Annotated in this window: 23 protein-coding genes, 1 tRNA gene and 1 pseudogene; 7 read left to right on the forward strand and 18 right to left on the reverse strand. The window is 74.6% G+C overall.

All coding sequences use genetic code 11. From position 1 onward, the window contains the following. Positions 1–54: 54 nt before the first annotated feature. Positions 55–687 carry a DUF6308 family protein gene (locus tag CELGI_RS05090; RefSeq protein ID WP_013883040.1) on the forward strand — a complete coding sequence of 211 codons (633 nt, stop codon included), beginning with the start codon at positions 55–57 and terminating at the stop codon, positions 685–687. A gap of 4 nt (positions 688–691) precedes the next feature. Here CELGI_RS05090 and CELGI_RS05095 read toward each other — a convergent pair whose 3' ends face one another. The 4 genes and pseudogenes from CELGI_RS05095 to CELGI_RS05110 all read right to left on the reverse strand — a co-directional run bounded on the left by CELGI_RS05095 (position 692) and on the right by CELGI_RS05110 (position 3,021). After that, positions 692–1,027 (reverse strand): PRC-barrel domain-containing protein, encoded by a 336-nt coding sequence (locus CELGI_RS05095; RefSeq protein WP_013883041.1) that lies wholly within the window; start codon positions 1,025–1,027, stop codon positions 692–694. 17 nt (positions 1,028–1,044) lie between these two features. After that, a pseudogene (locus tag CELGI_RS05100) lies at positions 1,045–2,010 on the reverse strand (NRAMP family divalent metal transporter); the annotation flags it as partial. A gap of 28 nt (positions 2,011–2,038) precedes the next feature. Beyond that, on the reverse strand, positions 2,039–2,455 hold the full coding sequence (locus CELGI_RS05105) for a hypothetical protein (protein WP_013883043.1): 417 nt from the start codon (positions 2,453–2,455) through the stop codon (positions 2,039–2,041). 143 nt (positions 2,456–2,598) lie between these two features. Further along, on the reverse strand, positions 2,599–3,021 hold the full coding sequence (locus CELGI_RS05110) for an organic hydroperoxide resistance protein (RefSeq protein WP_013883044.1): 423 nt from the start codon (positions 3,019–3,021) through the stop codon (positions 2,599–2,601). A gap of 105 nt (positions 3,022–3,126) precedes the next feature. Here CELGI_RS05110 and CELGI_RS05115 point away from each other — a divergent pair, with 105 nt between their 5' ends. After that, on the forward strand, positions 3,127–3,705 hold the full coding sequence (locus tag CELGI_RS05115; protein ID WP_041574110.1) for a TetR/AcrR family transcriptional regulator: 579 nt from the start codon (positions 3,127–3,129) through the stop codon (positions 3,703–3,705). Between the two features lie 4 nt (positions 3,706–3,709). Here CELGI_RS05115 and CELGI_RS05120 read toward each other — a convergent pair whose 3' ends face one another. Beyond that, positions 3,710–4,099: a DUF1304 domain-containing protein gene (locus CELGI_RS05120; RefSeq protein WP_013883046.1), complete on the reverse strand. Its 390-nt coding sequence runs from the start codon at positions 4,097–4,099 to the stop codon at positions 3,710–3,712. Between the two features lie 73 nt (positions 4,100–4,172). On the opposite strand from CELGI_RS05120, the gene CELGI_RS05125 reads away from it, so the two are divergent. Further along, entirely contained in the window at positions 4,173–4,751 is a 579-nt protein-coding gene (locus CELGI_RS05125) for a TetR/AcrR family transcriptional regulator (RefSeq protein WP_013883047.1), read from the forward strand. Positions 4,752–4,772: 21 nt separating this feature from the next. Here the strand turns inward: CELGI_RS05125 and CELGI_RS05130 are convergent, their stop codons facing one another. From CELGI_RS05130 to CELGI_RS05160, 7 genes are all read right to left on the reverse strand, one after another. Beyond that, entirely contained in the window at positions 4,773–5,738 is a 966-nt protein-coding gene (locus tag CELGI_RS05130) for a 2-hydroxyacid dehydrogenase (RefSeq protein ID WP_013883048.1), read from the reverse strand. A gap of 23 nt (positions 5,739–5,761) precedes the next feature. Next, on the reverse strand, positions 5,762–6,817 hold the full coding sequence (locus CELGI_RS05135; RefSeq protein ID WP_013883049.1) for a magnesium and cobalt transport protein CorA: 1,056 nt from the start codon (positions 6,815–6,817) through the stop codon (positions 5,762–5,764). 131 nt (positions 6,818–6,948) lie between these two features. Next, positions 6,949–7,022: transfer RNA gene (locus CELGI_RS05140), tRNA-Met, on the reverse strand. 20 nt (positions 7,023–7,042) lie between these two features. Further along, the gene (locus CELGI_RS05145) at positions 7,043–8,005 is read right to left on the reverse strand and encodes a DMT family transporter (RefSeq protein ID WP_013883050.1); all 963 of its coding nucleotides are present in this window, start codon (positions 8,003–8,005) and stop codon (positions 7,043–7,045) included. Positions 8,006–8,107: 102 nt separating this feature from the next. Beyond that, positions 8,108–9,643 (reverse strand): DUF2079 domain-containing protein, encoded by a 1,536-nt coding sequence (locus CELGI_RS05150; protein ID WP_049785521.1) that lies wholly within the window; start codon positions 9,641–9,643, stop codon positions 8,108–8,110. Between the two features lie 36 nt (positions 9,644–9,679). Beyond that, on the reverse strand, positions 9,680–10,699 hold the full coding sequence (locus tag CELGI_RS05155; RefSeq protein ID WP_013883052.1) for a hypothetical protein: 1,020 nt from the start codon (positions 10,697–10,699) through the stop codon (positions 9,680–9,682). 181 nt (positions 10,700–10,880) lie between these two features. Then, positions 10,881–11,753, reverse strand: a complete 873-nt coding sequence (locus CELGI_RS05160) for a DUF4349 domain-containing protein (RefSeq protein ID WP_013883053.1) — start codon at positions 11,751–11,753, stop codon at positions 10,881–10,883. Between the two features lie 682 nt (positions 11,754–12,435). Here CELGI_RS05160 and CELGI_RS05165 point away from each other — a divergent pair. Then, positions 12,436–12,900: a hypothetical protein gene (locus CELGI_RS05165; protein ID WP_013883054.1), complete on the forward strand. Its 465-nt coding sequence runs from the start codon at positions 12,436–12,438 to the stop codon at positions 12,898–12,900. Here the strand turns inward: CELGI_RS05165 and CELGI_RS05170 are convergent. The 3 genes from CELGI_RS05170 to CELGI_RS05180 are packed head-to-tail and all read right to left on the reverse strand — an operon-like array spanning position 12,827 to position 15,642. Next, positions 12,827–13,762 (reverse strand): DNA-3-methyladenine glycosylase family protein, encoded by a 936-nt coding sequence (locus tag CELGI_RS05170; RefSeq protein WP_013883055.1) that lies wholly within the window; start codon positions 13,760–13,762, stop codon positions 12,827–12,829. The two genes, CELGI_RS05165 and CELGI_RS05170, sit on opposite strands and share 74 nt — an antisense overlap. A gap of 52 nt (positions 13,763–13,814) precedes the next feature. Further along, the gene (locus CELGI_RS05175; protein ID WP_013883056.1) at positions 13,815–14,327 is read right to left on the reverse strand and encodes a DsbA family protein; all 513 of its coding nucleotides are present in this window, start codon (positions 14,325–14,327) and stop codon (positions 13,815–13,817) included. A 1-nt stretch (position 14,328) separates the two neighbouring features. Beyond that, the gene (locus tag CELGI_RS05180) at positions 14,329–15,642 is read right to left on the reverse strand and encodes a mechanosensitive ion channel family protein (RefSeq protein WP_013883057.1); all 1,314 of its coding nucleotides are present in this window, start codon (positions 15,640–15,642) and stop codon (positions 14,329–14,331) included. A 184-nt stretch (positions 15,643–15,826) separates the two neighbouring features. On the opposite strand from CELGI_RS05180, the gene CELGI_RS05185 reads away from it, so the two are divergent. Then, entirely contained in the window at positions 15,827–16,639 is an 813-nt protein-coding gene (locus tag CELGI_RS05185; protein WP_013883058.1) for an SDR family NAD(P)-dependent oxidoreductase, read from the forward strand. Between the two features lie 31 nt (positions 16,640–16,670). On the opposite strand, the gene CELGI_RS05190 is transcribed toward CELGI_RS05185, so the two are convergent. The 3 genes from CELGI_RS05190 to ppk2 form a co-directional block, all read right to left on the reverse strand. Next, on the reverse strand, positions 16,671–16,973 hold the full coding sequence (locus tag CELGI_RS05190) for a hypothetical protein (RefSeq protein ID WP_013883059.1): 303 nt from the start codon (positions 16,971–16,973) through the stop codon (positions 16,671–16,673). Between the two features lie 61 nt (positions 16,974–17,034). Further along, positions 17,035–18,471 carry a Na+/H+ antiporter NhaA gene (nhaA, locus tag CELGI_RS05195; RefSeq protein WP_013883060.1) on the reverse strand — a complete coding sequence of 479 codons (1,437 nt, stop codon included), beginning with the start codon at positions 18,469–18,471 and terminating at the stop codon, positions 17,035–17,037. Position 18,472: 1 nt separating this feature from the next. Further along, positions 18,473–19,315 (reverse strand): polyphosphate kinase 2, encoded by an 843-nt coding sequence (gene ppk2, locus CELGI_RS05200; RefSeq protein WP_041574113.1) that lies wholly within the window; start codon positions 19,313–19,315, stop codon positions 18,473–18,475. A gap of 213 nt (positions 19,316–19,528) precedes the next feature. On the opposite strand from ppk2, the gene CELGI_RS05205 reads away from it, so the two are divergent. Together CELGI_RS05205 and CELGI_RS05210 are read left to right on the forward strand one after the other, a co-directional pair. Beyond that, positions 19,529–20,911 carry an MFS transporter gene (locus CELGI_RS05205; RefSeq protein ID WP_013883062.1) on the forward strand — a complete coding sequence of 461 codons (1,383 nt, stop codon included), beginning with the start codon at positions 19,529–19,531 and terminating at the stop codon, positions 20,909–20,911. Continuing rightward, positions 20,912–25,132, forward strand: a complete 4,221-nt coding sequence (locus CELGI_RS05210; RefSeq protein ID WP_013883063.1) for a bifunctional nitrate reductase/sulfite reductase flavoprotein subunit alpha — start codon at positions 20,912–20,914, stop codon at positions 25,130–25,132. Positions 25,133–25,150: the final 18 nt, after the last annotated feature.

The following is a 25,150-nucleotide window of genomic DNA, read 5'->3' on the forward strand; positions in this document are numbered from 1 at the left end:
GTGCGACGTAGCGTGGGGCGCACCCGCACGACGACGTGCTGCACGGAGGTGACGATGCTCCAGCCGGTCCCACGGCTCGCCCGTCTGCTGAGCCCGGCGGGGCACGTCGAGGCGGTCGACCTGCTCCGCGCCTACTTCGCCCCGCGGCCCGCGGGGAGACCCGGCGGCTACTTCGAACGCATCGGCCAGATCGGCGCGCACCCCGACGAGATCACGCCCGAGGACCTGGTCGCCGCGGGCACGCTGGGTGTGGTGATCCCGGGCGACGCGGCGCTCGCGATCCTGGTGGACCACCGCGACGAGCTGAGCTGGCTGCTGGCGCGCCTGCCCACCGACGTCGCGTTCGCCGATCTCAGCGTCGAGCAGGTCGAGTCGGTGCTCACGCCCAAACGCGCGTACCGCCTGCTGACCAGCGTCGGCGGGATCGGCACCACGGCCGCGACGGTGCTGCTCGCGCGCAAGCGCCCACACCTGGTGCCGATCCTCGAACCCGCGGTGGTCGACGCGATCACGGGCATCGTCGGGCTGTTCCTGCTCCCGCTGCGGGAGCTGCTGACCGCGGACGACCGCGCGTACCAGCGCCGCCTGGACGAGCTGCACGACGCCGCGGGCCTGGCCCCGGAGGTCTCGGCGCTGCGCGTGCTTCACGTGCTCGCGCGGACGGTGGTGGAGGGTGCTGACCGCTGACCGCTCACCGCTGCGGCAGCGCCGCGGACCACCGGGTGTGGTCCGCGCGCAGGCGCAGGACGTCGTCGACCTCCTCGACGTCCGGCCAGAGCACCAGGAACGTGCCGCGGTGGCGACGCCGCAGCCACCACGCGACCAGCGCGGGCGCGCTCTCGCCCGTGCGCTCGTAGCCCAGGAAAGACGAGCCCGTGCGCGGGCTGACCAGCACGCCGTGCAGGCGCGGCGCCGCCAGCAGACCGTCGAGCGGTCCGTCGAGCACCAGGCGGACGTCGACCACGAACCCGAGCGCGCGGCCCTCCGCGTCCGTCACGCGCCGGTCGAGCAGGTCACTCAGGAGCATGGCGGCACGGCGACTCCCATGGCGGTGTGGAACCGCGCGGCCTCCGCAGGCCGGTGGAACTTCCCCCAGGACCAGCCGAAGAACTGCGCGAGCGTGTACCCGGTGGACAGCGCCGTCTCGAGCGCGGCGCCGAACGTCGCGGCGACGATGCCGAGGATCGCGAGCGCGAGCGCGAGCTTCCCGCCGGCGATCGCGACCGGGAGCGTGATCTGGGACAGCGACGTGACGTCGATCTGCCGGGGGAGCAGGACCACCGCCGCGCAGCCCGCGATCGCGAGCGAGAGCACCCCGCCGAGCGGGAAGCCGACCAGGACGTTGGCGCGGGACGTCGCGAGGTCCTTCGTCGTCCAGCGCTCCTCGCGTGCGCCCGAGGAGAAGAAGAACACCTCGTACGGCGTCATCGCGGCGCCGAACAGCGCGACTGCGTAGTACCAGTACGTCGGCGCCGGCTCCTGCGCGGGGATCGACGGGCGCACCGCCTGGTCGACGAGCGCGCCCCAGTCCGGGCCCAGCTGAGCCAGCGCGACGGCGAACACGACGAGCGTCAGGCCCAGCAGCCCCGTGACGTTCTCGAGCACCGAGAACTTGACGCGCCAGAGCACGAGCCACACCGCGAGGCCCGCGAACGGGATCCAGAGCCGGGGCTCGACGCTGCTCGCGAGCTGCAGCGCGAGCGCGATGCCGCCGATCTCGGCCGTGAGGGTCAGCACCGTGACCGCGAACGAGGCGATCAGGTTGGCCCCGCCGGCTCGCGGGCCCAGGCGTTCGCGGATGACCTCGAACGTCGCGCGTCCGCTGACCGCAGCGACGCGGCCGGACATCTGCGCGAACAGGCAGATGCCGACGACCCCGACCACGACGACCCACGCGAGCGACATCCCGAACCGCGCACCGACCACCGCGTTGGTGACCAGGTCGCCGATGTCGACGAACCCGCCGATCGCGGTGAGGATGCCCAGCGCCACGGCGACGAGCCGCTTCACCGGGATCTCCCGCGCTCCGTGGTGGAGGTCATGCGCGCTCCGCACGTGCGACGGCTGCATCGAGCGCGTCCGCCGCGGAGCTCAGCTCGTCCAGCACCTCGGCGGCGTCCCGGTCCGCGGTCCGGTTGACCCAGGCGCGGGCGTCCGCGAGGGCCGCGACGGCCTGCGCGACCGCGACGACCGCCTCGTGCCGGGCCGCCACGAGCGGCGGGTCCCGGGGGACGTCGGCGGCGAGCGTGCTCTGGGCGCCGCCCGCATCGCCGATCGCGTCCAGCAGCGCGGTGTCGGCGACGGTCGCGAACGCCCGGTCGCGCACCGCGAGCTCGACGACGAGCGTGCCCGTGGCGACGGCCGAGGCCGCCTCGTCGACGGGGTCGGTCAGCGTGCGGGCCTCGTACCCGTCGGCGGACCCGGGGCCCAGCGCGCAGCCGCCGACCACGGCCACCGCGGCCCACGCGGCGGTCGCGCGTGCGGGCCGGGCACGCCGGGGGGCATGACCGCATCGTGTCCCCACCCGTCGGCCGCCGCACGCCGAGCGGTTCCCGGTGATCGGCCGCGGCACCCGAGCGCGCCGCGGCCGACCGGAGGTCACGCGGTGACGGTCTCCAGGCGGACCGGGACGTTGCCGCGCGTGGCGTTGGAGTAGGGGCACACCTGGTGCGCGCCCGCGACGAGCGCCTCGGCGGCCGCCTGGTCGATGCCGCCGAGCTCGACGCGCAGCGTGACCTCGAGCGCGAACCCGCCCGCGTCGTTCGGGCCGATGCCGACCTCGGCCGTGACCGCGGAGTCGGTGAACGTGGCGCCCTGCTGGCGCGCGACCATCTTGAGCGCGGAGTGGAAGCACGCCGCGTAGCCGGCGGCGAACAGCTGCTCGGGGTTGGCGCCGCCACCCGGGCCACCCATCTCCGTGGGCACCGCCAGGTCGAGCGCGATCAGGCCGTCCGGGGTCTCGGTGCGGCCGTTGCGGCCCTCTCCGGTGGCGGTGGCGACGGCGGTGTAGACGGCGGCCATGTGGCATCCTCCTCGTAGGAGAAAGAACGATCGTTCTCTCTGATGTCGCCACCTCACCGCACGGGAGCGCGGATGTCAAGCACGCAGCCCGGCTACGGTCGGACCATGACCGACGACGAGGGTGCCGCGCGCGCCTCGGTGGCACGCGACCGCCTGCTGCGCACCGCGTCCGCGCTGTTCTACGCGGAGGGTGTGCGCGCGGTCGGCGTGGACCGCGTGGTGGGGGAGGCCTCGGTCACGCGCGCGACGTTCTACCGCCACTTCCCGGGCAAGGACGACCTCGTCGTCGCGTACCTCGAGGCGACCGACCGGGCGGTGCGGGAGCAGGTGGGCGACCCGCCGCGCGAGCGTGCCGCAGCGGTGGCCTGGCTGCGCGCGCTCACCGGTGAGCTCGGGCGGCGCGTCTGCGGGCCGGGGTTCCGCGGCTGCCCGTTCATCAACGCCGCGGCGGAGTACCCGGACCCCGGCAGCACGGTGCGGGGAGCGGTCCGGGAGCACCGTCGCTGGCTCGAGTCGTCCGTGGCCGCGGCCTTCGCGGCGGCGGACCACCCCGACCCGGCCGCCGCCGCGCGCCGCTGGATGACGTTGCGGGACGGCGCCATGGTCGGCGGCTACCTCGAGGACCCGGCCGCGGCGAGTGTCACGTTCGCCGACGGGCTGTCCGACCTGATCGCGCAGTCCTGACGGTTCAGGCCGCCAGGCCGATCGCGAGCGCGACGACCCCGAGCAGCGGGAGCACGAGCTGCTTGAGCGCGGCCGACGTCTTGCTGCGGTCCGAGAGCAGGAGCACCAGGCCGGCCGCGACCATCGAACCCGCGCCCGTGAAGACCAGCGTCGCGCCCACCGCGGTGGACCCTGCGGCGACGACGATGATCCCGACGACGACGGCGACCGCCAGGAACAGGTTGTAGAAGCCCTGGTTGAACGCGAGCGCGCGCGTCGTCTCGGCCTCCTCGGCCGAGCGCAGCCCGAACGTCGCGCGGGCCTTCTCGCCCGTCCAGGCGATCGACTCGAGCCAGAAGATGTAGACGTGCACGAGCGCGGCGAGCGCGGCGAGCGCCAGTCCGACGACGACCATGGTGCCGACCTCCAGTTGTGTACCGACCAGTCCACTATATAGTGGATCAGTCGGTACGCAAACGGGAGGTGTGATGGGGCGGGTCCAGACGTTCGACACGGCGCAGGCCGTCGGAGCGGCGTTGCGCGTGTTCTGGGCGCACGGCTACGCGGACGCGTCGCTGCCGGAGCTGGAACGCGCGACCGGGTTGAGCCGGTCGAGCATCTACCACGCGTTCGGCTCCAAGCGGGGCCTGTTCGACGCGGCCGTGTCCGGCTACCTCGCCGACGTCGTTCAGCCGCTCCTGCGCCCGCTCGTCGCCGACGTCGTCGCACCCGACGCGGTGCTCGACTACCTGGCCGGGCTGCGGGACGCGCTGGCCCGGCCCGGCTCGCTCGTCGCGACCCACGGCTGCCTGCTCATCAACGCCGCGGGCGCGCCCATCGCGCACGACGAGGCCGTGCGCGCGACCATCGCCGCCTACCGCGCCGACCTGCGGCACGCTCTCGGCCGGGGTGTGGCGGCACACCTGCCGGGGCTGCCCGCCGACGAGCGTGACCGCCTCGCCGAGACGTGCACCGCGCTCGTCGTCGCGGCCTTCGCGCTCGTCCGCGTGGACCCCGCAGCCGCGCTCGCCTCGATCGACGCCGCGCGTTCCGTGCTCGAGGCCTGACCTCGCCGGGCGCCTCCCGGCTCAGGTCACGACGCGCAGCGGGCGGCCGTCCAGGAACGCCTCGACGCACTCGACCGCGCCGGTGGCCATCCGCGCGAGGGCCTGCGGGGTGCGGAAGCCGAGGTGCGGTGTGAGGACCGCGCCGGGCACCGCCAGGAGGGGGTCGTCGGCGGGCAGCGGCTCGGGGTCGAACACGTCGCACGCGATGCGCACGTCGCCGCGCGCCGCCCGTCGAGCCAGCGCTCCCGGGGCGATGACCTCGGCCCGTCCCGTGTTCACCAGCACCGCGCCCGGGCGCAGGAGGTCGAGCACCTCGGCGGTGACCAGCCCGCGGGTGGCGGGGAGCAGCGGCAGGTGCAGACTGACCGCGTCGGCTGTCGCGAACGCCTCGCGCAGGTCCACCTGGCGCGCGTCCGGCCCCGCGAGCGCGGCGAGGTCCTCCACGGGCCGGGGGTCCACCACGAGCACGTGCGCGTCGAGCGCCGCCAGGATCCGCGCGAACGCCCGCCCGATCGCCCCGGCGCCGATCACGGCGACCGTCGAGCCCGCGAGCTCGGGGCCGGCGGCGCCGGTCCAGTCGCCCGCGCGCACCGCGCGGTCCCCGGTCACCACGCCGCGCAGCGCCGCGAGCAGGAGCGCGAGCGCGTGCTCGGCCACCGCGCGGTCGCCGTATCCGGTGACGTTGGTGACCGTGATACCCAGGCTGCGGCACGTGTCGAGGTCCACGTAGCTCGCGGCGCCCGTGCCCGTGAATGCGAGCAGGCGGGTGCGGCCCGCGAGGTCCGCCAGGTGCGCGGTGCTCAGGTGGGTGCCGAGCAGCCCGACCTGCGCGCCCACGAGTCGTCGGGCGGCCTCGTCGGGATCCGGCAGGTCCTGGTGCACCACCACCTCACCGCGGGCCCTGAGTCGGTCCGCGAGCGGCCCGTGCGCGAAGTGCGCAGCCAGGGCGGGCTCGCCGCCGGGGAACACGATCGTCGGTCGCTGCACGCCCCCACCGTAGGGCCGCCGCGTCACAGCCAGCGGCGGCGCTTGAACACCGCCCAGAGGCACACCCCGAGCACCACCATGAGCACCAGCGCGAACGGATACCCCCACGCCCACCCGAGCTCGGGGATGCGCTCGAAGTTCATGCCGTACACCGAGGCGACCAGGGTGGGGGCGAACAGGATCGCGGCCCAGGAGGAGATCTTCTTGACCTCCTCGCTCTGGTCCATCGACGCCTGCGTCAGGCTCCGGCTCTCCTCGCCCTGCGCGAGGCTGGCCGCCGCGAGCTCGCGCATCGCGTCGTTCTGCTCCTGCATCACGAGGGTCGAGTGCAGCGTGAGCGCGTTCTCCAGCAGCGTGCGGAACGTGTCCGCGCGCTCGGTCACGCGGATCGCGTGGTCCAGGACGTTGCGCAGCTGGTTCTGGATCTCCTCGTCGGTGCCGTACTTCGCCGCACCGCGCAGCAGCGCGTCGAGCATCTCGGGCAGCGGCCCGATCGCGCGCTGGACCCCGATCACCTCCGAGAGCAGCTGGTAGATGCGCTTCGACGACGCCGGGTCGACCTCGCCGTCGAACAGGTCGTCCTCGATCTCGTCGATGTCGCCCTGCAGGCCCGTGACGACGGGCGCGTAGCTGTCCACGATCTCGTCCATGACGGCCGCCAGGACCGCCTCTGAGCCGAGCCGCAGCAGCTCCGGGTCGGCCTCGAGGCGCGTCCGCACGGCCGTGAGGTCCGGACGGGCGGCGTGCCGCACGGTCACGACGAAGTCCGGGCCGACGAACAGGTGGACCTCGCCGAACTCCACGCTCTCGTCGTCGTCGTGGTACCAGGCGGGCCGCAGGACCACGAACAGCGTCTGCCCGTACCGCTCGAGCTTGGCGCGCTGGTGGCCCTTGCCCGCGTCCTCGACCGCCAGCGGGTGCAGGTCGTACCGCGTGGCCATCGCGGCCAGCTCGTCGTCGGTGGGCCGCAGCAGGCCGATCCACGCCAGCGCGCCCCGCTCGGGATCGCCGCCCCGCGCGGTCGCCGGCGCCGGCACCCGGTGCCCGTCGACGTAGAGCGCGTCGTCCACGACTGCCATCGGTCCTCCCTCGCCTCGCCCACCGTGTGCTCGGCACGGCGCGCTGGATGCTATCGAGCGTCGTGTGCGGGGAGCCGTACATGACGAAGGCCCCTTCGCTCGTGAGAGCGAAGGGGCCTTCGTCGATCAAGTAGCGGGGGCAGGATTTGAACCTGCGACCTCTGGGTTATGAGCCCAGCGAGCTACCGAGCTGCTCCACCCCGCGTCGGTGTCCACAACCTTACGTCAGAGCCGCACGGTGTCCAAATCAGTGGGCTGTGACGAGCGCCGCACGCGCCTGCGCAGCGCGCCCTGGGCGACGATCACGCCGATCACGACGAGCACGCCACCCACCGGCTCGTGCCACTGGAGCCGTTCGCCGAGCACGGCCATGCCGAGCGCCACGCCGACGACGGGGGTCAGGTAGGTGACGGTGGAGGCCCGCTGCGCGCCCCAGGCGCCCACCACCTGGGTGTTCCAGACGTAGGCGATGCCCGTGCCCAGCACACCGAGGAGCACGGTGGCCACGATCACCGACGTCGAGAGCGCCACCGGCTCGCGTGCGACCAGCGGAGCCAGCGCGAGCGTGACGAGCGCCGCGGACCCCACCTGGCCCGCCGCCACGGTCTCGGCGGGCAGGCGCAGCGGCGTCACGAAGCGCCGCAGGTAGGTCATCCCCAGGCCGTAGCAGGCCGTGGCGCCCAGGCACGCGAGCACCGCGGGCAGGGGTGCGGCCTCGGCGAGCTCGCCCAGGTAGGTCCACGGGCCGACGATGACGACGACGCCCACCGCGCCCAGCGCGAGCCCGACGCCCTGCCGCCGCGTCAGGCGCTCGTTGGGCAGGAACGCGGCCGCGGCACCGGCCGTCATCAGCGGCGTCGTCGCGTTGAGGATCGAGGACAGCCCCGACGCGAGGTGCTGACCCGCCCACGCGAACGCCAGGAACGGCAGCACGCACAGCAGCACGCCGAGCACGACGAGGTGGCCCCACACGCGTCGGCCGCGCGGCCACGGCTTGCGCATGACGAGCGCGACGACGAGCAGCGCGAGCGCCCCGAGCACGATGCGGCCGAGCACCACCTGCGTGGGGGACAGGCCCTCGAGCGCGACCTTGATGAGCAGGAAGCTCGAGCCCCAGATGAGCGCGAGCATCACATACATGGCGGTGATGCGACCCGCGGGCGCCGGGGCGGTGGTCGGTGTGGTCACGGGACGACGATCCCCGAGGCCACCCACACGAGCAAACGAGTGTCTCGGGCCGGGTCGCAGGAGCACGTCGCGCGCGGGTCGGCCGGCCCGCCGGGTGCGACCTCAGCCGGCGACGCGCTGCGCGAGCTGGTAGCCCCCCGCGTCGTAGACCAGCGTGTACGTGCTGCCCGGGTGGCGCTCCTGCGCGTACGCCGCGGCGTCGACGGGCGCGGGGTTCCACCCACCGTTGTACGCGTCGATCAGCAGGAAGTCGGGGGCGGGGTTGCCCTCGTTGCCCACGTAGAACACGTCGGTGCGGTCGACCAGGTAGCTCATGAGCCCGATGTCGGTCTCGACGCTCGCGTCGTCGGGGATCGCCGCCAGCACCGCGCGCGACTCGGCCTCCCGGGTCGAGTGCGCCCACAGGTCCGCGGGTCGCCCGAGGCGGGCGATGTCGAGCCGCGGCACCATGAGGACCGCGACCGCGACGGCCACCGCGGCGGCGGCCATCGAGTAGCGGCGCAGCCACTCCCGGGGCGATCTGCGGGCCAGGAGCACGCCGTCGAGCAGCGCCGCGAACGCGATCGGCATGAGCACCGCCGAGTAGTGCCACGTGAAGCCGTAGTAGGAGTCGTTGTCCGCCCAGAAGCGCCAGACGATCGTCGGGACCGCGATCAGCAGCACGGGCGAGCGTGCGCCGATCAGGCCCGTGATCCCCAGCAGCACCAGGAGCGTGAGCACCTTGCGGCCGTCGTCGACCAGCAGCGTGACCGCGGTCCACGGGTGCGTCGCGATGCCGGCGAAGTCGATCCGGGAACCGTAGTCCCACTGGTCGCGCGTGCTCAGGAGCGGGATCAGCACGGCGGTGCTCAGCACCACCCAGCCGAACCCCCAGCCGGCGAGCCACAGCCCCAGCCTCGGCCGGTCGCTGCCGTGGCGGGCGCGCCACCACATGACCAGCCCGAACACCGCGACCGTGAGGCCCAGGTCCTCCTTGACGAAGACCAGCGGCGCGACCCACAGCGCGGCGGCCAGCCAACGCCCGCGCAGCAGCGCCACCAGGGCGATCGCCAGCAGCGGCACCGCGAACGCGATCTCGTGGAACTGCGCCGCGACGGCGCCCACGATCCCGAAGCTCACCGCGTACGCCGCGCCGACGAGCGTGCCCTGCAGCGCGCCCAGCACGCGCACGGCGTGGCGCGCGACCACGTACACCGAGGCGGCGAACAGCAGGTCCTGCGCGATCAGCAGCGTGAGCGCGTGCGGTGACAGCGCGTACACGGGACCGAGCGCGACGAGCAGCGGGTGGAAGTGGTCGCCCAGCAGGTTGTAGCCGTCGCCCTTGATCGTCACGACCGGCGCGTCGAGCGCCGCGTACCGGCGCGCGAGCTGCGTGAAGATCCCCAGGTCCCACGACGGGACCTCGAACCGGCGCCACTGCAGCAGCGAGAACACCACGTACGTGGCGGCCGCGAGCACCGCGACCACGGCGGGCCCGCACCACGCCGCGGTGCCTGTCGGCGTGGTCGGTGCCAGCGTGATCGTCTCGCGCGCAGACACCGGCGCTGCGGGCCGCTCCGGTCTGCCCGCGGGCGGCACCTGGTCGGCGTCGGTCGGGGGCGGGGTGTGCTCGTCCAGCGCTACCTCGTCGTCGGCCACCCGGGCATCATGCCAGGGCGGGCCGTGGGCCATGGGCTACCCGTGCTCACGCAGACGCGGCTGCGGGACGCGCGGCACCGGTGCGGTGAGAGGCGCCGTGACCAGCGGCACCGCGTCCGAGCGCACCAGCTCGGCCACCAGCGCACGCCAGCACCGTTCGGCGTCCCGCAGCGCCGCCGCGACGTCGTCGGGCGTGGCATGGCCCGCCACGTCGGCGCCCTCGGCCACGTCGAGCGCGTCGTAGGCGCGGTCCACCGCGAGCCGCGCGGCGCGGAACTGCGGGCTCTCCCGTGCCGCGTCCGGCGTCGCGACCTCGAGCGCGCCCGCGGCCTCGTCGAACATCGCGCGCACCAGGCCCACGGCGTGCGGTCGCTCGGCGAGCGAGAGCCGGTCGGCCGAGTCCGCCACGGCGGGGACCACGGTCGAGAGCGTGAGCCGCTGGATGGTCGCGTGCAGGGCCATCGGGTCGATCTGCAGCGCGAGCAGCAGCGAGACCGCCCTGCCGAGCGTGGCCTCGTGCTGGTCCCGCCGCCGACGCCGACGGCGCTCCTGCTCGCGGTCCTGCTCCTGCGCACGCAGGGCCGCCGCGTGGGCCTCACGCTCGAGGCGCTCCTGCTCGGCGCGCAGCGACGCGACGTGCCGGGTCAGCGCCGCGGCCGCGGTGCGCACCTGCTGCTCGGCCGCCTCGAGCGCGCGCGTCTGCAGCGCGTGACCCGCGCCGTTGAGCGGCGCCGCATGGCCGGCGTCGGTGTAGCCGAACAGCGCGACGCCGTGCTGGTCGGCCCACAGCACGGCCATCTTGGTGTAGCCGGCGCGGGCGTAGCAGACCGCGGTGCGTCCACCGGCCGCGGCGTGCAGGCGTTGCACGGTCTCGCGGCCGACCGGTGAGCGGTGGTGCTCGACGAAGGCCGCGAGGTCATCGCCGACGAGGTCGAGCGCGCCGTCCTCACCCGCGGCGGCGACGCGCGCGTCGAGGCGCGCCAGGACGAGGCGTGCGTGCCGCTGCGCGAACCGCTCGGCCTCGCGCCAGCGCGGGTCCTTGTGCGCGGTGCTCACGTCGGGCTCCTCCCGGGTCGCCTACGAGCTCCCGCGCCGGTGCGGTCGGTCGTTCGACCGTACGGGGGACCCGTGCAGGCCCGCGCGAGCCGACCGGGTGATGCCGGTCCGTGCTCGTCGAGCGCCGTTCGCCCGTCCGGACGACGCGTCCGGACAATCCCGGCGCGTCGTGCCCCGCGCGCTATGCGGCGGGTGTCTGCGCAGGTGAGGGAGCCGCGCGGCGGCGAGCGCGCCGGCGCAGGCCGACCACGACGAGCGTGCCTGCCGCGAGCAGCGCGAGCCAGGGGAGGAGCACGCCGAGCGCCACCAGCAGCCACGCCACGGTCGAGACGAGCGCGTCCCAACCCGTCGCGAGGCCCGTGGCGAACGTCCCGCGCTCGGCGGTCGCGGGCAGCGCACCGGGGCCCGCGACGCTGATCTCGAGCGTGGACAGGGCCACCTGGTCCGCGAGCCGGTCGCGCTGGGCCTGCAGGCTCTCCAGCTCGGCCTGACGGTCGGACAGCGCCGACTCGGCGGTCAGGAGGTCCTTGGTCGAGCCGGCGTCCTGCATGAGCGACTCCATGCGGTCCACGGAGATCTCCAGCGCGTGGATGCGTGCGTCCAGGTCCTGCGCCGTGCCCGTGACGTCCTGCGACGTCAGGTCGATGCCCGTCACCGTGCCGAGCTCGGCCAGCCGGTCCGTCAGCGGCGTCACGCGCTGTGCCGGCACGCGCACGACGAGCGAGGCCCACGCGGTCTCGTCGGCCGTGGCGGCGGTCTCCGAGCGGGAGTCCACGCGTCCGCCTTGCGCGACCACCCAGCGCGCGATCTCGGACGCGACCGCCGGCGCGTCGTCGGCCGTGACCGAGACCGACCCGGTCTGGATCACGAGGCGTTCGGTCTCGTCGGCGCTCGGCGCCTCCACGGCCGCGGCCTCGTCGGCCGCGGCCGCGTGCTGTGGCGCGCGGTCGACGCCCGCCCCCGGCGCGTCGCCCTCACCACCCGAGCACCCCGCGAGGAGGAGCGCGACGACGAGTGCGACCGCACCAGTCCGGCCAGCACGAGGAGGAGTCATGGCCCGACGTTAGGGCCGGGCATGCATCGTGCCGCGGCGCTTGACGTGATCGTGACGATGTCGTGACCCATCTGCAGCCGGAAGAACCCGATCGCCGTTCCGGATGCGCGATCGTCAAGACAGGTCCATCATTGGTCCACCGCGGTTGCAGGTCCGCGGTGTGCCGAGGGTCGAGGCGAGAGCCCGACCGCCCGTGAGGGTTGCAGAGTGCGCCACGCTTCGTGCCGGCGAGACGCCTCGTAGCGACGCCCCGCCTCCGCCCGGAGGCGGGGCGTCCGATCTTTCGGGCCCGATACGTCTACGGGGCTGGTCCGTCTGCGCGCCCGGTCTGCTCCCGCCCGAATGCTGATACGACTGGTTGACTTTTCTCGCGACGCCCGCTTAGCGTCGCCGGGCGGACCGCACCGGGCGGCCGCGACAGGAGGTCGGCACGATGGACGGACGACGGGTGCATCCCGCCGCGTCCCGTGCGCAGTCGATGGCGCGAGCGCCGCGACCGCTGACCGGCCGGTGTTGTCGCCGCTGACGCACGTCCGGTCCGCCTGACCTCGCGCCACGAGGACGCCGCCCGCACGCGGCGACGCCGTGCCGCCCCGAGCCCGCGCGGCTCGCACCCCCCTGAGCCACCCCGTGTGACGCCGCCCGCGTCCGCCCGGCGCCCTGCGCGCCCCCGGAGGAACCCGTGTCCCAGCTTCTCGATCTTCCCGTCGCTCCCACGCCGCTGCTCGGAGCGCCGCCCCGCATCGCGGGTGCCCCTGGGCCGGCCGTCGTCGTGCCCGAGCAGCGTGGGCCCGTCGACGACGTCGTTCTCGTCTTCGAGGACAACGCGCCCGTCGCGGGCGGCTCGTACCACCTCGCCGCCGTCGGCCCCGCGCTCGCGCATGCGGCTGACGGCGAGCGCATCGCCGAGCTCACCGGCGTCTGGGCGCTGCCCGGACGGCGCCGCCGCGACCGCGTGCGCCGCGCGCTCGCAGCGCTCGAGCGCAGCGCGTCCCTCGCGGGCTACGCGCGCCTGCGCGTGGCGGTCGACGCGAGCCGGACCGACGTGCTGGCCGTGCTGCGCGCGGGGTGGTTCACGCCCGTGGAGCGCGAGGGTCGTCCGCAGGCCGACGTGGTCGTGCTGGAGAAGTGGCTGCTGCCGGCGTGACGCGTGCGTACGCGGCCGCGGTCCACAGGTGCTGTGCGGCGTACGCGCGCCACGGGCTCCACGCCCGGGCGTGGGCGTGCGCGGCGCGCGCGTCGGGCACCGCCATCGCGCGGCGCAGCACCAGGTCGCCCGCGGGGAACGCGTCACGGTCGCCGAACGCCCGCAGCGCCAGGTAGTCGGCCGTCCACGGTCCGATGCCCGGCACCGCGAGAAGCCCAGCACGGGTCGCGTCGGGGTCGGCGCCCGGACGCAGCTCCAGTCCGTCGACGCACGCCCGCGCGAGGGCCACGAGCGTGCGGGAGCGTGCGCTCGTCACCCGCAGCACGGTGCGCAGCGCGTCGGGATCTGCGGCGGCCACGCGTGTCGCGTCCGGGAACTGCGTCAGGTCGTCGTGCGGCTCGCCGAGCGCGGCGGCGAGGCGGCCGGTGAACGTGCGGGCCGCCGCGAGCGAGACCTGCTGACCCAGCACGGTCTGTGCCGCCGCCTCGAACGCGTCGACGTGCCCGGGTACGCGCAGGTGGGGGCGCTCGCGCACCAGGCGCGCGAGCGGGTCGTCGGGAACCGCTGTCAGGTGCGCGACGACCGCGGCGAGGTCGTCGCCCACGCCGAACCACCGCTCGGCCACCGCGACCAGGTCGGGGCCCGGTCGGGAGGTCACCAGGCGCAGCTCGTCGGGGCGCACGTGCACCGTGAGGCGCACGGGCCCGGCGGGGCCGCGGACGAGGCGTTCGACGAGCCCGGCGGTCGCGTCGTCCTCGACCCGCACCCGCTCGACGCCGGGGACCGCGTGCAGCACCAGGTAGGCGAGCGCCGCCGCCGAGTCCAGAGGTCGCCGGACGACGACCTCGTCCGCTCCGTTCATCGCCACGCCCGGACCCTAGGCGCCCTCACCCACACGGTCGCCCGCCCGCGGTTCAGGCGCGGGGTGCGGTCGCGGCGGTCAGTGCCGCCACGGTGAGGTGGCCGGTCCAGCGCGCGCCGTCGACCAGGAGCGTGGGCGTGCCACGGACGTCGTGCGCGAGACCCGCGAGGTAGTCGGCCTCGACGGCGGGTGCCCAGCGCTGGGCGCCGTCGCCCACCACCTCGTCGGGGTCGATGCCGGCCGCGGCGGCGTAGCGGCGCAGGTCCGGGTCGGCCAGACGGTCCTGGTGCGCGAAGGCCTCGTCGTGCAGATCCCAGAAGCGGCCGTGCGCCGCGAAGGCCTCCGCGGCCAGCGCCGCGGTCAGGGCGTGGGGATGGACCTCGAACAGCGGGAAGTGCCGCCAGACCAGCCGCACGCGCCCGTCCGAGGAGTCGACCAGCTCACGCAGCACGGGTGCGGCGGCGCGGCAGTGCGGGCACTCGAGGTCGCCGTACTCGAGCACGGTGACCGGCGCCTCAGGAGACCCGTAGACGTGCCGCGACGGGTCGACGGTCGTGTCCGCCACGTCAGCGCTCCTGCCCGCGGCCGTGCTGCTCGCGCTCGTCGATCACGTCCTGCCCGGGCCCCCGGAACGCCTCCGAGCGGTGCAGCGCATCGATGCTGCCGGTGAAGAGCCGGGCGTCGCTGCTCGACTCGAGCTGCTCGGTGTCGTCGGGCCCGGCCCAGCGCCCCGGTGCGGGCAGCGCGCCCGTCGCGGCACGGGGTTCGAGGGCGGCATCCGGCTCGGTTCCCGGGACGGACTGCCACCGGCTGCGGGGCAGCCCCTGCGGGGCGTGCTCCTGCAGCCACGTCACCAGGCCCTCCCGCACGTGGCACCGCAGGTCGAACAGCGTCGGCGCGTCCACTGCGGAGGCGAGCGCGCGCACCCGGACCACACCACCCACCGCGTCCGTGACCTGCAGGACCCCGACGCGCCGGTCCCACAGGTCCGTCGCCTCGAGCAGCCGGGTCAGCTCGGTCCGCATGCGGTCCACGGGCACCTGCCAGTCGACGTCGAGCTCGACCGTGCCGAGCAGGTCCGCGGCGCGGCGCGTCCAGTTCTCGAACGGCGTCGTCGTGAAGTACGTCGACGGCAGGATCAGCCGCCGGTCGTCCCACACGTGCACGACGACGTACGTGAGCGTGATCTCCTCGATGCGGCCCCACTCGTCCTGCACGATCACCACGTCGTCGACGCGGATCGCGTCGGTGAACGCGAGCTGGATCCCCGCGAACACGTTGGCCAGCGAGCTCTGCGCCGCGAGGCCCGCGACGATGGAGAGCACGCCGGCCGACGCCAGGACGCTCGCGCCGAACGTGCGCGCCTGGGGGAACGTCAGCGCGACGCCCGCCACGGCGCAGATCGTGATGATCGCGACCGTCAGGCGGCGCAGCACCTGCACCTGCGTGCGCACGCGCCGGGCGTGCTGGTTGTCGACGACGTCCACGCGGTACCGGGCCACGGCGACGTCCTCGAGGACGAACGCGAGCGTCCCCACCAGCCACGACGCGGCCACGATGAGCGCGATCAGCAGGCCGTGCACCGCCACGCGTCGCCAGCCCGCGTCGTCGGTGGAGACCAGGAGCGCGACCCAGGCCGCGATCACCACCAGCACCACGCGCAGGGGGCGGCGCGAGCGGCGGGTGAGGTCGGCGGCGACGGTCGTCCGGTGGCCGACGCGACGGACGACGGCCGCGACGAGTGCCGCGACGATGAACGCGGCGACGCACCCGGCCGCGATCGCGAGCAGCGGGACCAGCACGTCCGCGACCTCGCGCGCGGCCTCGTCGACCGTGGTGCCGCCCGTGGGGGAGGGCGAGGGGGAGTCCAGGCGAAGCACGGCCCCACCCTAGGCGCGCCGTCCCACCCCGTCGCGGCAGCCCCCGCCCCGCCCTCCCATCACCGCCGAGCTGGCGGACAGGTACCAGTTCGGGGGGTGGGGATGGGTCGGGGTGGCGGCGGGGCGTCCCGAGGGTCGCCGAGCTGGCGGACAGGTACCAGGTCGGGGGTGGGAGGGTGGGGGGATGGGTGTGGGGCGCAGGGTCGTGGTGAGCGGGGCCGGGCGGGGCATCGGGCGCGGGATCGCGCTCGGGCTCGCGGCGGCGGGGTGGGACGTCGGGCTCGTCGGGCGGACGCGGGCGCACCTGGACGCGGTGGCCGACGAGATCGCGCGGGGCTCGTCGGGTGCGCGCACCGTGGTCGCGGTGGCCGAGCTCACCGACGCGGCGCAGGTGCGTGCGGCGGTGGCCGACCTGCAGGGCGCGTGGGGCGGCATCGACCTGCTCGTCAACAACGCGGGCGTGATCGAGCATGCGGAGACGGACTTCGCCGACGACGACGTCGAGGACGCGTGGCGCGTGGTCGAGACGAACGTGCGGGGTCCGATGCTGCTGGCGCACGCGGTACTGCCGGACATGCTCGTGCGCGGGTCGGGGCGGCTGCTGCAGATCAGCTCGGGCGCCGGGTACTCGCGCTCGTCGTCGTACACGGGGTACGGCATCAGCAAGGGGGCGCTCGCACGGCTGACCACGCTGCTCGACGCGCAGTACCGCGACCGGGGCATCCGGACGCTGGACCTGGCGCCGGGCGTGGTGGCCACCGACATGACGGCCGGGATGCCGGTGCACGCGCAGCGCACCGCGTGGACGTCGCTCGACGACGTGGTCGCGCTGGTCCGGGCGTTCGGCGACGGCGAGCTGGACGCGCTGTCCGGGCGCCTGGTGCGGGCCGGTGCGGACACGGTCGACTCGCTCCGGGCCGCCGCCGACCGGATCGTCGCGGCGGATGCGCGCCGCCTGCGCGTGCCGTCCTACGGCACGGACGACCCCCTGGCCTGAGCGGGGCCTCGTCGCCACCGGCTCACGGAGATCACTGCTGCGGGCTGCCCTTGTCCGCGAGCCGTGCGGGCTGGAGCCCCGGCGACGTGGCCCGCAGACCCGGGGCCAGCGTCTGGATCACCACGGCGGCGCCGATCAGGACCGCGCCCAGGGGGAAGAGAGCCGAACGCGCGATCGTCAGCACGATGTCGACGGCGTCGAGCCCGGCCTGCGCGTCCGAGCCCACCTCGTCCGCCAGCCACACGTACGCCTGTGCGCCGTAGATCAGCACCACCGCACCCAGCAGCCACAGCCCCACCGCCCACTGCACGCACCGCTTCGCCGTCTGATGCACGAGCACCCTCCCTGCCGGTCCGGGGGTGAGGTCCCCGATGACCAGGCCCCCCGTCCCGACCCTAGGGCCGCGCGCCGCCGCTGCGAGGTACCGAAGGCCCCTGCGGCGCGCTCTGGGCGGCGTCCACGGGAGCGGGACCTGTGCCGGGTGCGCGCCAGGGGAGCGGCGGGAGCGCGGACGGCGGTGCGGACGGCGGTGAGCACAGGGGGAGCCGTTCGCCGAGCCAGCGCAGCAGGAGCGAGCCGACGACGGCCGCGAGCAGCGAGCCCGCGAGGATGCCGATCTTCGCGCGCGTCAGGTGCTGCTCGTCGTCGAACGCGAGGCCCGCGATGAACAGCGAGATGGTGAACCCGATGCCGGCCAGCACCGCACCGCCCAGCAGGTGCCCGTAGCGCACGCGTCCGGGCAGGTCGCCCAGGCCCATGCGGATCGCGAGCGTCGCGGCGCCGGTGATGCCGATCGCGTTGCCGACGACGAGCGCGATCATGACGGCCCAGGTCAGGCGTGAGCCGGACGCGTCGCCGAGCGCGGCGGCGTCGAGCCGGACGCCCGCGTTCGCGAGGCCGAACAGCGGCACGACGACGTACGCGCTCCAGGGGTGCAGCATGCGCTGCATGCGGTCGCTCGCGGGGACGGCGGCGCGCGCGGCGAGCTCGGCGAGGTGCTCGCGCTCCGCGGTGGTCTCCTCCACCAGGTCGCGTGCGTAGCCGCGGACCGCCTCGACGTCCTCGCGGCGCGCCGCGGTCGCGGGCACGATCAACCCCACCGCGACGCCCGCGAGCGTGGCGTGCACCCCGGAGGCGTGCACCGCGAGCCAGAGCGCGACGCCGACCACCGCGTACGGCAGCAGGCGCCACACGCGCAGCCAGCGCAGCGCGAGCAGCACCAGCACGAGCACCCCGGAGGCGGCGAGCGCCGCGACGTCGACGCGGTCCGTGTAGAACACGGCCATCACGGTGATCGCCCCGATGTCGTCGACGATCGCGAGCGTCAGCAGGAACAGCCGCAGCCGGTCGGGGCACGCGGGCCCGAACAGCGCGAGGATCCCGACGAGGAACGCGGTGTCGGTGGACATCACCACACCCCACCCGTGCTGCACGTCCGTCCCCGCCGTCACGGCCAGGTAGAGCAGCACGGGCACCAGCAGCCCGCCGAGCGCGCCGAGCGCCGGCACCGCGACCGTGCGCTTGTCGCGCAGCTCGCCGCGCGTCGCCTCCCGGGAGATCTCGAGCCCGACGACGAGGAAGAACACCGCCATCGCCGCGTCGTTCACCCACGCGTGCAGGGGCATGTCGAGCGCCCACGAGCCCAGGTGCAGGCCGGCACCCAGGTGCCACAGGTCGTCGTACGCGGCGGACCACGGCGAGTTCGCCCAGACGAGTGCGACGAGCGTCGCGACGAGCAGCACCACCGCGGAGCCGGCCTCGGTGCGCAGGAAGTCGCGCACGGGCGGGCTCAGCGTCGGCACACGCACGCGCAGCGCGGGCCCCACGCTCACGTCACAGGTCCCGCTCCCGGTCGCCCAGCAGCGACGCGACGTGGTCCGGCACGTACGTGGACAGCTCCCGGGGCGGGCGCTCGTAGCCCGAGGAGGGTGCGGGCCGGTCGGGCAGCGTGACCTTCTCCCGCGGCACGTCCACGTACGGGATGGTCGAGAGCAGGTGGGAGATCATGTTCAGGCGCGCGTGCTTCTTGATGTCGCTCTCCACCACGAACCACGGGCTCGTGGGGATGTCGGTGTGGACCATCATCTCGTCCTTGGCGCGCGAGTAGTCCTCCCACCTGGCGATCGACTGCAGGTCGGTGGTGGACAGCTTCCACTGCCGCAGCGGGTCGCTCAGCCGTGACCTGAACCGGCGCAGCTGCTCGGCGTCGGACACCGAGAACCAGTACTTGCGCAGCAGGATCCCGTCCTCGACCAGCATCTGCTCGAAGATGGGCGTCTGCCGCATGAACGTCGCGTGCTCCTGCGGCGTGCAGTAGCCCATCACGCGTTCGACGCCCGCGCGGTTGTACCAGGACCGGTCGAACAGCACGATCTCGCCCGCCGCCGGCAGCTGCGCGACGTAGCGCTGGTAGTACCACTGCGACTTCTCGCGCTCGGTGGGCGTCGGCAGCGCCGCGATGCGCACGGTCCGCGGCGACAGGTACTCGGTGATGCGCTTGATCGTGCCGCCCTTGCCCGCCGCGTCGCGCCCCTCGAACACCACGGCGATCCGGGCGCCCGTGGACCGCGTCCACTCCTGCAGCTTCACGAGCTCGGTCTGCAGCCGGAACAGCTCGGCCTCGTAGACCTCGTCCGAGATCTTGTCCCGCCCGCCGCGCGCGTGCTTCTTGCCCATGGCCGGGACGCTACCGCGCACGGCGCTGACGTGCGTGGCCTTGTCGTCCGAGGCGTCGCGTACCGGCCCGCGGCCACCGCGCTTCTCACACCGGGCGGCCCGGGCGCGTGCGGGAAGTGTTCCCGCGACGCAACAGCGGGACGACGAGCGCGGAAACATCCGATTCCTAGCGTCGGTGCTGTCCGAGCCCCCACCCGAGCCCCGGAGGCCCCCATGGCGCAGTCGCTCGCGACCGTCGACGCAGACTCGACGTCACCCACCACCACCGTCGCCCCCGCCGCGGGCGCACCGCTGACCCACCGGCCCGGTCGCTGGATCGACGGCTGGAACCCCGAGGACGCGCAGCAGTGGGCGTCCGCCGGCCGGTCCGTCGCCCGGCGCAACCTGACCCTGTCGATCTTCGCCGAGTTCCTCGGCTTCGCCGTGTGGGCGCTGTGGAGCATCGTCGTGCCGCAGCTGCCCGCCGCGGGCTTCGCGCTCACGGTCGACCAGATGTTCTGGCTCATCGCGGTGCCCAGCCTCGTGGGCGCCACGCTGCGCATCCCGTACACGTTCGCGGTGCCGATCTTCGGCGGCCGCAACTGGACCATCATCTCCGCGCTGCTGCTGCTGATCCCGACGATCAGCCTCGCGGTGGTCGTGCAGGACCCCGACTCGTCGTTCACGCTGCTGCTGGGCGTCGCCGCGCTCGCGGGCCTGGGCGGCGGCAACTTCGCATCCTCGATGGCCAACATCTCGTTCTTCTACCCGGAGCGGGAGAAGGGCCGGGCGCTGGGCCTCAACGCGGCGGGCGGCAACATCGGCACCGCCGCGGTCCAGCTCGCGGTCCCGCTCGTCATCGTCGGCGCCGCGACCGTGCACCTCGAGCGCGCGGGCTGGATGTTCGTGCCGCTGGCGATCCTGGCCGCGGTGCTCGCGTGGCGGTTCATGGACAACCTGTCGCACGCGAAGTCCGACCCGCGGTCCTACGGCGTGGCCGCGCGGCAGCGGCACACGTGGATCATCTCGTTCGTCTACATCGGGACGTTCGGCTCGTTCATCGGCTTCTCGGGCGCGTTCCCGACGCTGCTCAAGGGCACGTTCCCCGAGGTCACGCTGTCGATCGCGTTCCTGGGTGCACTGGTCGGCTCGGTCGCGCGGCCGCTGGGCGGCACGCTCGCCGACCGGCTGGGCGGCGCACGCGTCACCATCGCCGCGTTCGCGGTCATGGGGGCTGGCACCGTCAGCGCGATCTTCGCGCTGCGGGCCCACTCATTCGGCGCGTTCCTCGCGTCGTTCCTCGTGCTCTTCGTGGCCACGGGCGTCGGCAACGGGTCGGTGTACCGCATGATCCCGGCGGTCTTCCGTCACGGCGCGACCGACGACGCCGACCGCGCACGCCGTGCACGTGCGGCCGCGGGCTGCCTGGGCATCGCCGGGGCGGTCGGGGCGTTCGGCGGGTTCCTCATCCCGCGCGGGTTCGCCGCCTCGACCTCGGCCACGGGCAACATCCAGGCCGCGCTGTGGGTGATCGTCGGGATGTACGCCGTGATGGCGGTCGTCACGTGGGCCGTGTACTCCCGGCGCGGCTCGTCGTTCGGCGCGACGGTCATCTGAGTGACCACCACCACCACGGCTCCGCAGGGGAGCACGCCGTCGCTCGAGCAGGTGACGACGGTGTGCTCCTACTGCGGCGTCGGCTGCGGGATCGTCCTGGACGTCGGGCACGACGACGAGGGCCGCAGGGTCGCGCGCGGCGCCCGCGGGGACAAGGCGCACCCCGCGAACGCGGGACGTCTGTGCACCAAGGGTGCGACGAGCGCGGACATGCTCGCGGCGGGCGGCCGCGCGACGCGTGCGCTCGTGCGCGCCGAGCGGGGCGCCGAGCCCGCACCCGCTGTCCTCGACGAGACGATCACGCTCGTGGCGGACCGCCTGCGTGCGGTGATCGACGAGCACGGGCCCGACGCCGTCGCGTTCTACGTCTCGGGCCAGATGAGCCTCGAGGCGCAGTACCTGGCCAACAAGCTCGCCAAGGGCTACGTGCGCACGCAGTGGATCGAGTCCAACTCCCGGCTGTGCATGGCCAGCGCGGGCACGGGCTACAAGCTGTCGCTCGGCTCCGACGGCCCGCCGGGCTCCTACGACGACCTGGACCATGCGGACGTCTTCCTGGTGATCGGCGCCAACATGGCGGACTGCCACCCGATCCTGTTCCTGCGCCTGCTGGACCGGGTCAAGGCGGGGGCGAAGCTCATCGTCGTCGACCCGCGGCGCACCGCGACCGCCGACAAGGCCGACCTGTTCCTGCAGGTGCGGCCCGGGACGGACCTCGCGCTGCTCAACGGCCTGCTGCGGCTCGTGGTGGAGGCGGGCGGGCTCGACGAGGAGTTCGTCGCGGAGCACACCGACGGCTGGGACGCGCTCGCGGCGATGCTCGAGGACTACCCGGCGGACGTCGTCGAGCGGCTCACGGGTGTCCCCGAGGCGGACCTGCGGGCCGCCGCCGCGCTGATCGCGGGCGCGGGGAGCTGGGTCTCGTGCTGGACGATGGGCCTGAACCAGTCCACGCACGGCACGTGGAACACGAACGCGTTGATCAACCTGCACCTGGCGACCGGCGCGATCTGCCGCACGGGCAGCGGGCCGTTCTCGCTCACCGGGCAGCCGAACGCCATGGGCGGCCGGGAGATGGGCTACATGGGCCCGGGACTGCCGGGGCAGCGCAGCACGCTGGACGCCGACGACCGCGCGTTCGTCGAGGACACGTGGGGTCTGGACCGCGGGACCCTGCGCGCGGACGCCACGGGCCGCGGCACGGTGGACATGTTCGAGCGGATGTCCGCGGGTGAGATCAAGGCGTGCTGGGTGATCTGCACCAACCCGGTCGCGTCCGTGGGCAACCGGCGCACCGTGATCGAGGGCCTCGAGCGGGCCGAGCTGGTGATCACGCAGGACGCGTTCGCGGACACCGAGACCAACGCGTACGCGGACGTGGTCCTGCCGGGGGCGCTGTGGTCGGAGTCCGACGGCGTGATGATCAACTCCGAGCGCAACCTCACCCTGGCGCGCGCGGCGCTCGCCCCGCCCGGGGACGCGCTTCCCGACTGGCTGCTGATCGCGCGCGTCGCGACCGCGATGGGCTACGACGGGTTCGGCCACACGTCCGCGCAGGAGGTGTTCGACGAGCTGCGCGCGTTCGCCAACCCGCGCACGGGGTACGACCTGAGGGGCGTGACGTACGAGCGCCTGCGGGCGGGGTCGGTGCAGTGGCCCGCGGCGCCCGACGGGCCGCGTCGCAACCCGATCCGCTACCTCAACGACGGCGTGAGCCAGCCGCTGCTCGAACGCCCCGACGGCACGCGGCCGCGGCTGCGGTTCGCGACCCCGAACGGCCGCGCGCAGTTCCACGCGCGCCCGCACCTGCCCGCCGCCGAGCTGCCCGACGACGACTACCCGTTCGTGCTCAACACCGGACGCGTGCAGCACCACTGGCACACCCTCACCAAGACCGGCAAGGTCGCCAAGCTCACCAGGCTCGCGCCCGGCCCGTTCGTCGAGGTCAACCCCGCGGACGCGGCCGCGCTCGGGATCACCGAGGGCGCGCACGTCGAGGTGTCCTCACGACGCGGCCGCGCGGTCCTGCCCGCGGTGCTCACCGAGCGGGTCCGGCCCGGTGCGCTGTTCGCGCCCTTCCACTGGAACGACCTGTTCGGGGAGTACCTCGCCGTGAACGCCGTGACCAGCGACGCCGTCGACCCGCTGTCGTTCCAGCCCGAGCTCAAGGTGTGCGCGGTCTCGCTCGCACCTGTCCCGGGTGCGCACGCGCCCGCCGATCCCGCGGCGGACCGGGCGGTCCCCGACGAGCCCGGGGCCGGAACCGACCCGGCGGCGGGCGGCGCGCCCGGCGCGGTCTCGATGCGTGTGCTCGGTGCCGCGCTGGGCCTCGACCGACTCGAGCCGCCCGTGCTGGGCGACGCCGAGCGGCGCTACCTCGCGGGGTTCCTGGCGGGGCTGGGCGGCGGCGCACCGGGCACGCCCGTGCTGCCCGCGGGCGCACCGCTCGACCCCGACCAGGCGCTGTGGGTCGACGGCCTGCTCGCGGGCCTGTTCTCACGCGCTCCCGAGCCGGTGCGTGGCCGCGAGCCCGGGACGGGGCCGGACGCCGGCACGCGCGTCCGCCCGCTCGTCGTGCTGTGGGCGTCCCAGACGGGCACGGCCGAAGAGCTCGCGGCGGGCGTGGCCACGGCGCTCTCGGCCGCCGGCCTCGCGCCCCGCCGCGTCGCGATGGACGGCTGCACGCTCGCGGACCTGCCCGTGGGCGCGGACCTGGTGCTGGTGACCAGCACGTTCGGCGACGGCGACGCGCCGGACAACGGCACCGCGTTCTGGGAGGCGCTCGCGGCCCCGGACGCGCGCCGCCTGGACGGTGCGCGGTTCGCGGTGCTCGCGCTGGGCGACTCGAGCTACGACCGCTTCTGCGGGCACGGCAGGCGCCTGGACCACCGGCTCGAGGAGCTCGGCGCGCAGCGTCTGGTCCCGCGCGTCGACTGCGAGCCCGGGGACGACGAGCGCGCGCAGGCGTGGTGCGCCGGCCTCGTCGCGACGCTGGGCACGGCGAGCGTCACGTCCGGGCAGCCCACGGCGGACGCGACGGAACCGCGGCCGCCCGCGGCCGTGGTGCCGTCGGCGGTGGCCGTTCCGGCGGGACCCTCGCGCGCGACGCGCCAGCACCCGGGCCGCGCGCGGCTGGTCGGCAACCGCCTGCTCTCGCAGCCCGGTTCCGCCAAGGAGGTCCGCGAGATCGTGCTCGACGTCGCCGAGAGCGACCGTGAGGTGGTCTACCGCGCGGGCGATGCGCTGGGTGTCCGCCCGACGAACGCCGCCGCGCTCGTCGAGGAGTGGCTCGAGGTCACCGGCTGGGACCCCGACCAGGCGGTGGTGCTCGACGGCACGCCGGTCCCGCTCCGCGCCGCGCTGACCACCGAGCTCGACATCACCCGCATCTCGCAGGACCTGCTGACCTTCGTCGCGGACCGGTCCGGCAGCGCCGAGCTGCGCCGGCTCCTGCGCCCGGACAACCGCAGCGACCTGGCCCGGTGGACGTGGTGCCGGCAGGCCGTCGACGTCGTGGCGCGGTACGCGCGCGACGTGCCCGCCGACGACCTGGTCGGCGTGCTGCGCCGCCTCGCGACGCGCCAGTACTCGATCTCCTCGAGCCCGCTGGTCGCGCCGACCGCGATCACGCTGACGACGTCCGTGATCCGGTACGCCTCACCCGAGGGCGTCGCGCGCGGCGGCGTGTGCTCGACGTTCCTGGCCGATGCGCCGCTGGGCACCACGGTCCCGGTGCACGTGCAGCCCACCGCGCACTTCCGGCCACCCGCACCGGACGTGCCGGCGATCATGGTCGGGCCCGGTACGGGAGTCGCCCCGTTCCTGGGGTTCCTCGCCGAGCGTCGCGCCGCCGGGCACCGCGGGGCGAACTGGCTGTTCTTCGGTGAGCAGCACGTCGCGACGGACTTCTACCACCGGGACGAGCTGGCGGCGCTGCAGGCCGATGGCACGCTCGACCGGCTCGACACCGCGTTCTCCCGCGACCAGCGCGCCAAGGTCTACGTGCAGGACCGCATGCGTGAGCACGGGGCGCGGGTGTGGTCGTGGCTCGAGGACGGGGCGTCGTTCTACGTGTGCGGCGACGCGGGACGCATGGCGAAGGACGTCGACGCGGCGCTGCGCGAGATCGTCGCGACCCACGGGGGCCTGGCGCAGGACGCGGCGGACGCCTACGTCCGCCGGCTGTCCACCACGCACCGCTACGTGCGGGACGTCTACTGAGCCGCACGGCCGCTCGGT

Origin of the sequence: Cellulomonas gilvus ATCC 13127 (genome assembly GCF_000218545.1) — a bacterium.
Classification (GTDB): Bacteria; Actinomycetota; Actinomycetes; order Actinomycetales; family Cellulomonadaceae; genus Cellulomonas; species Cellulomonas gilvus.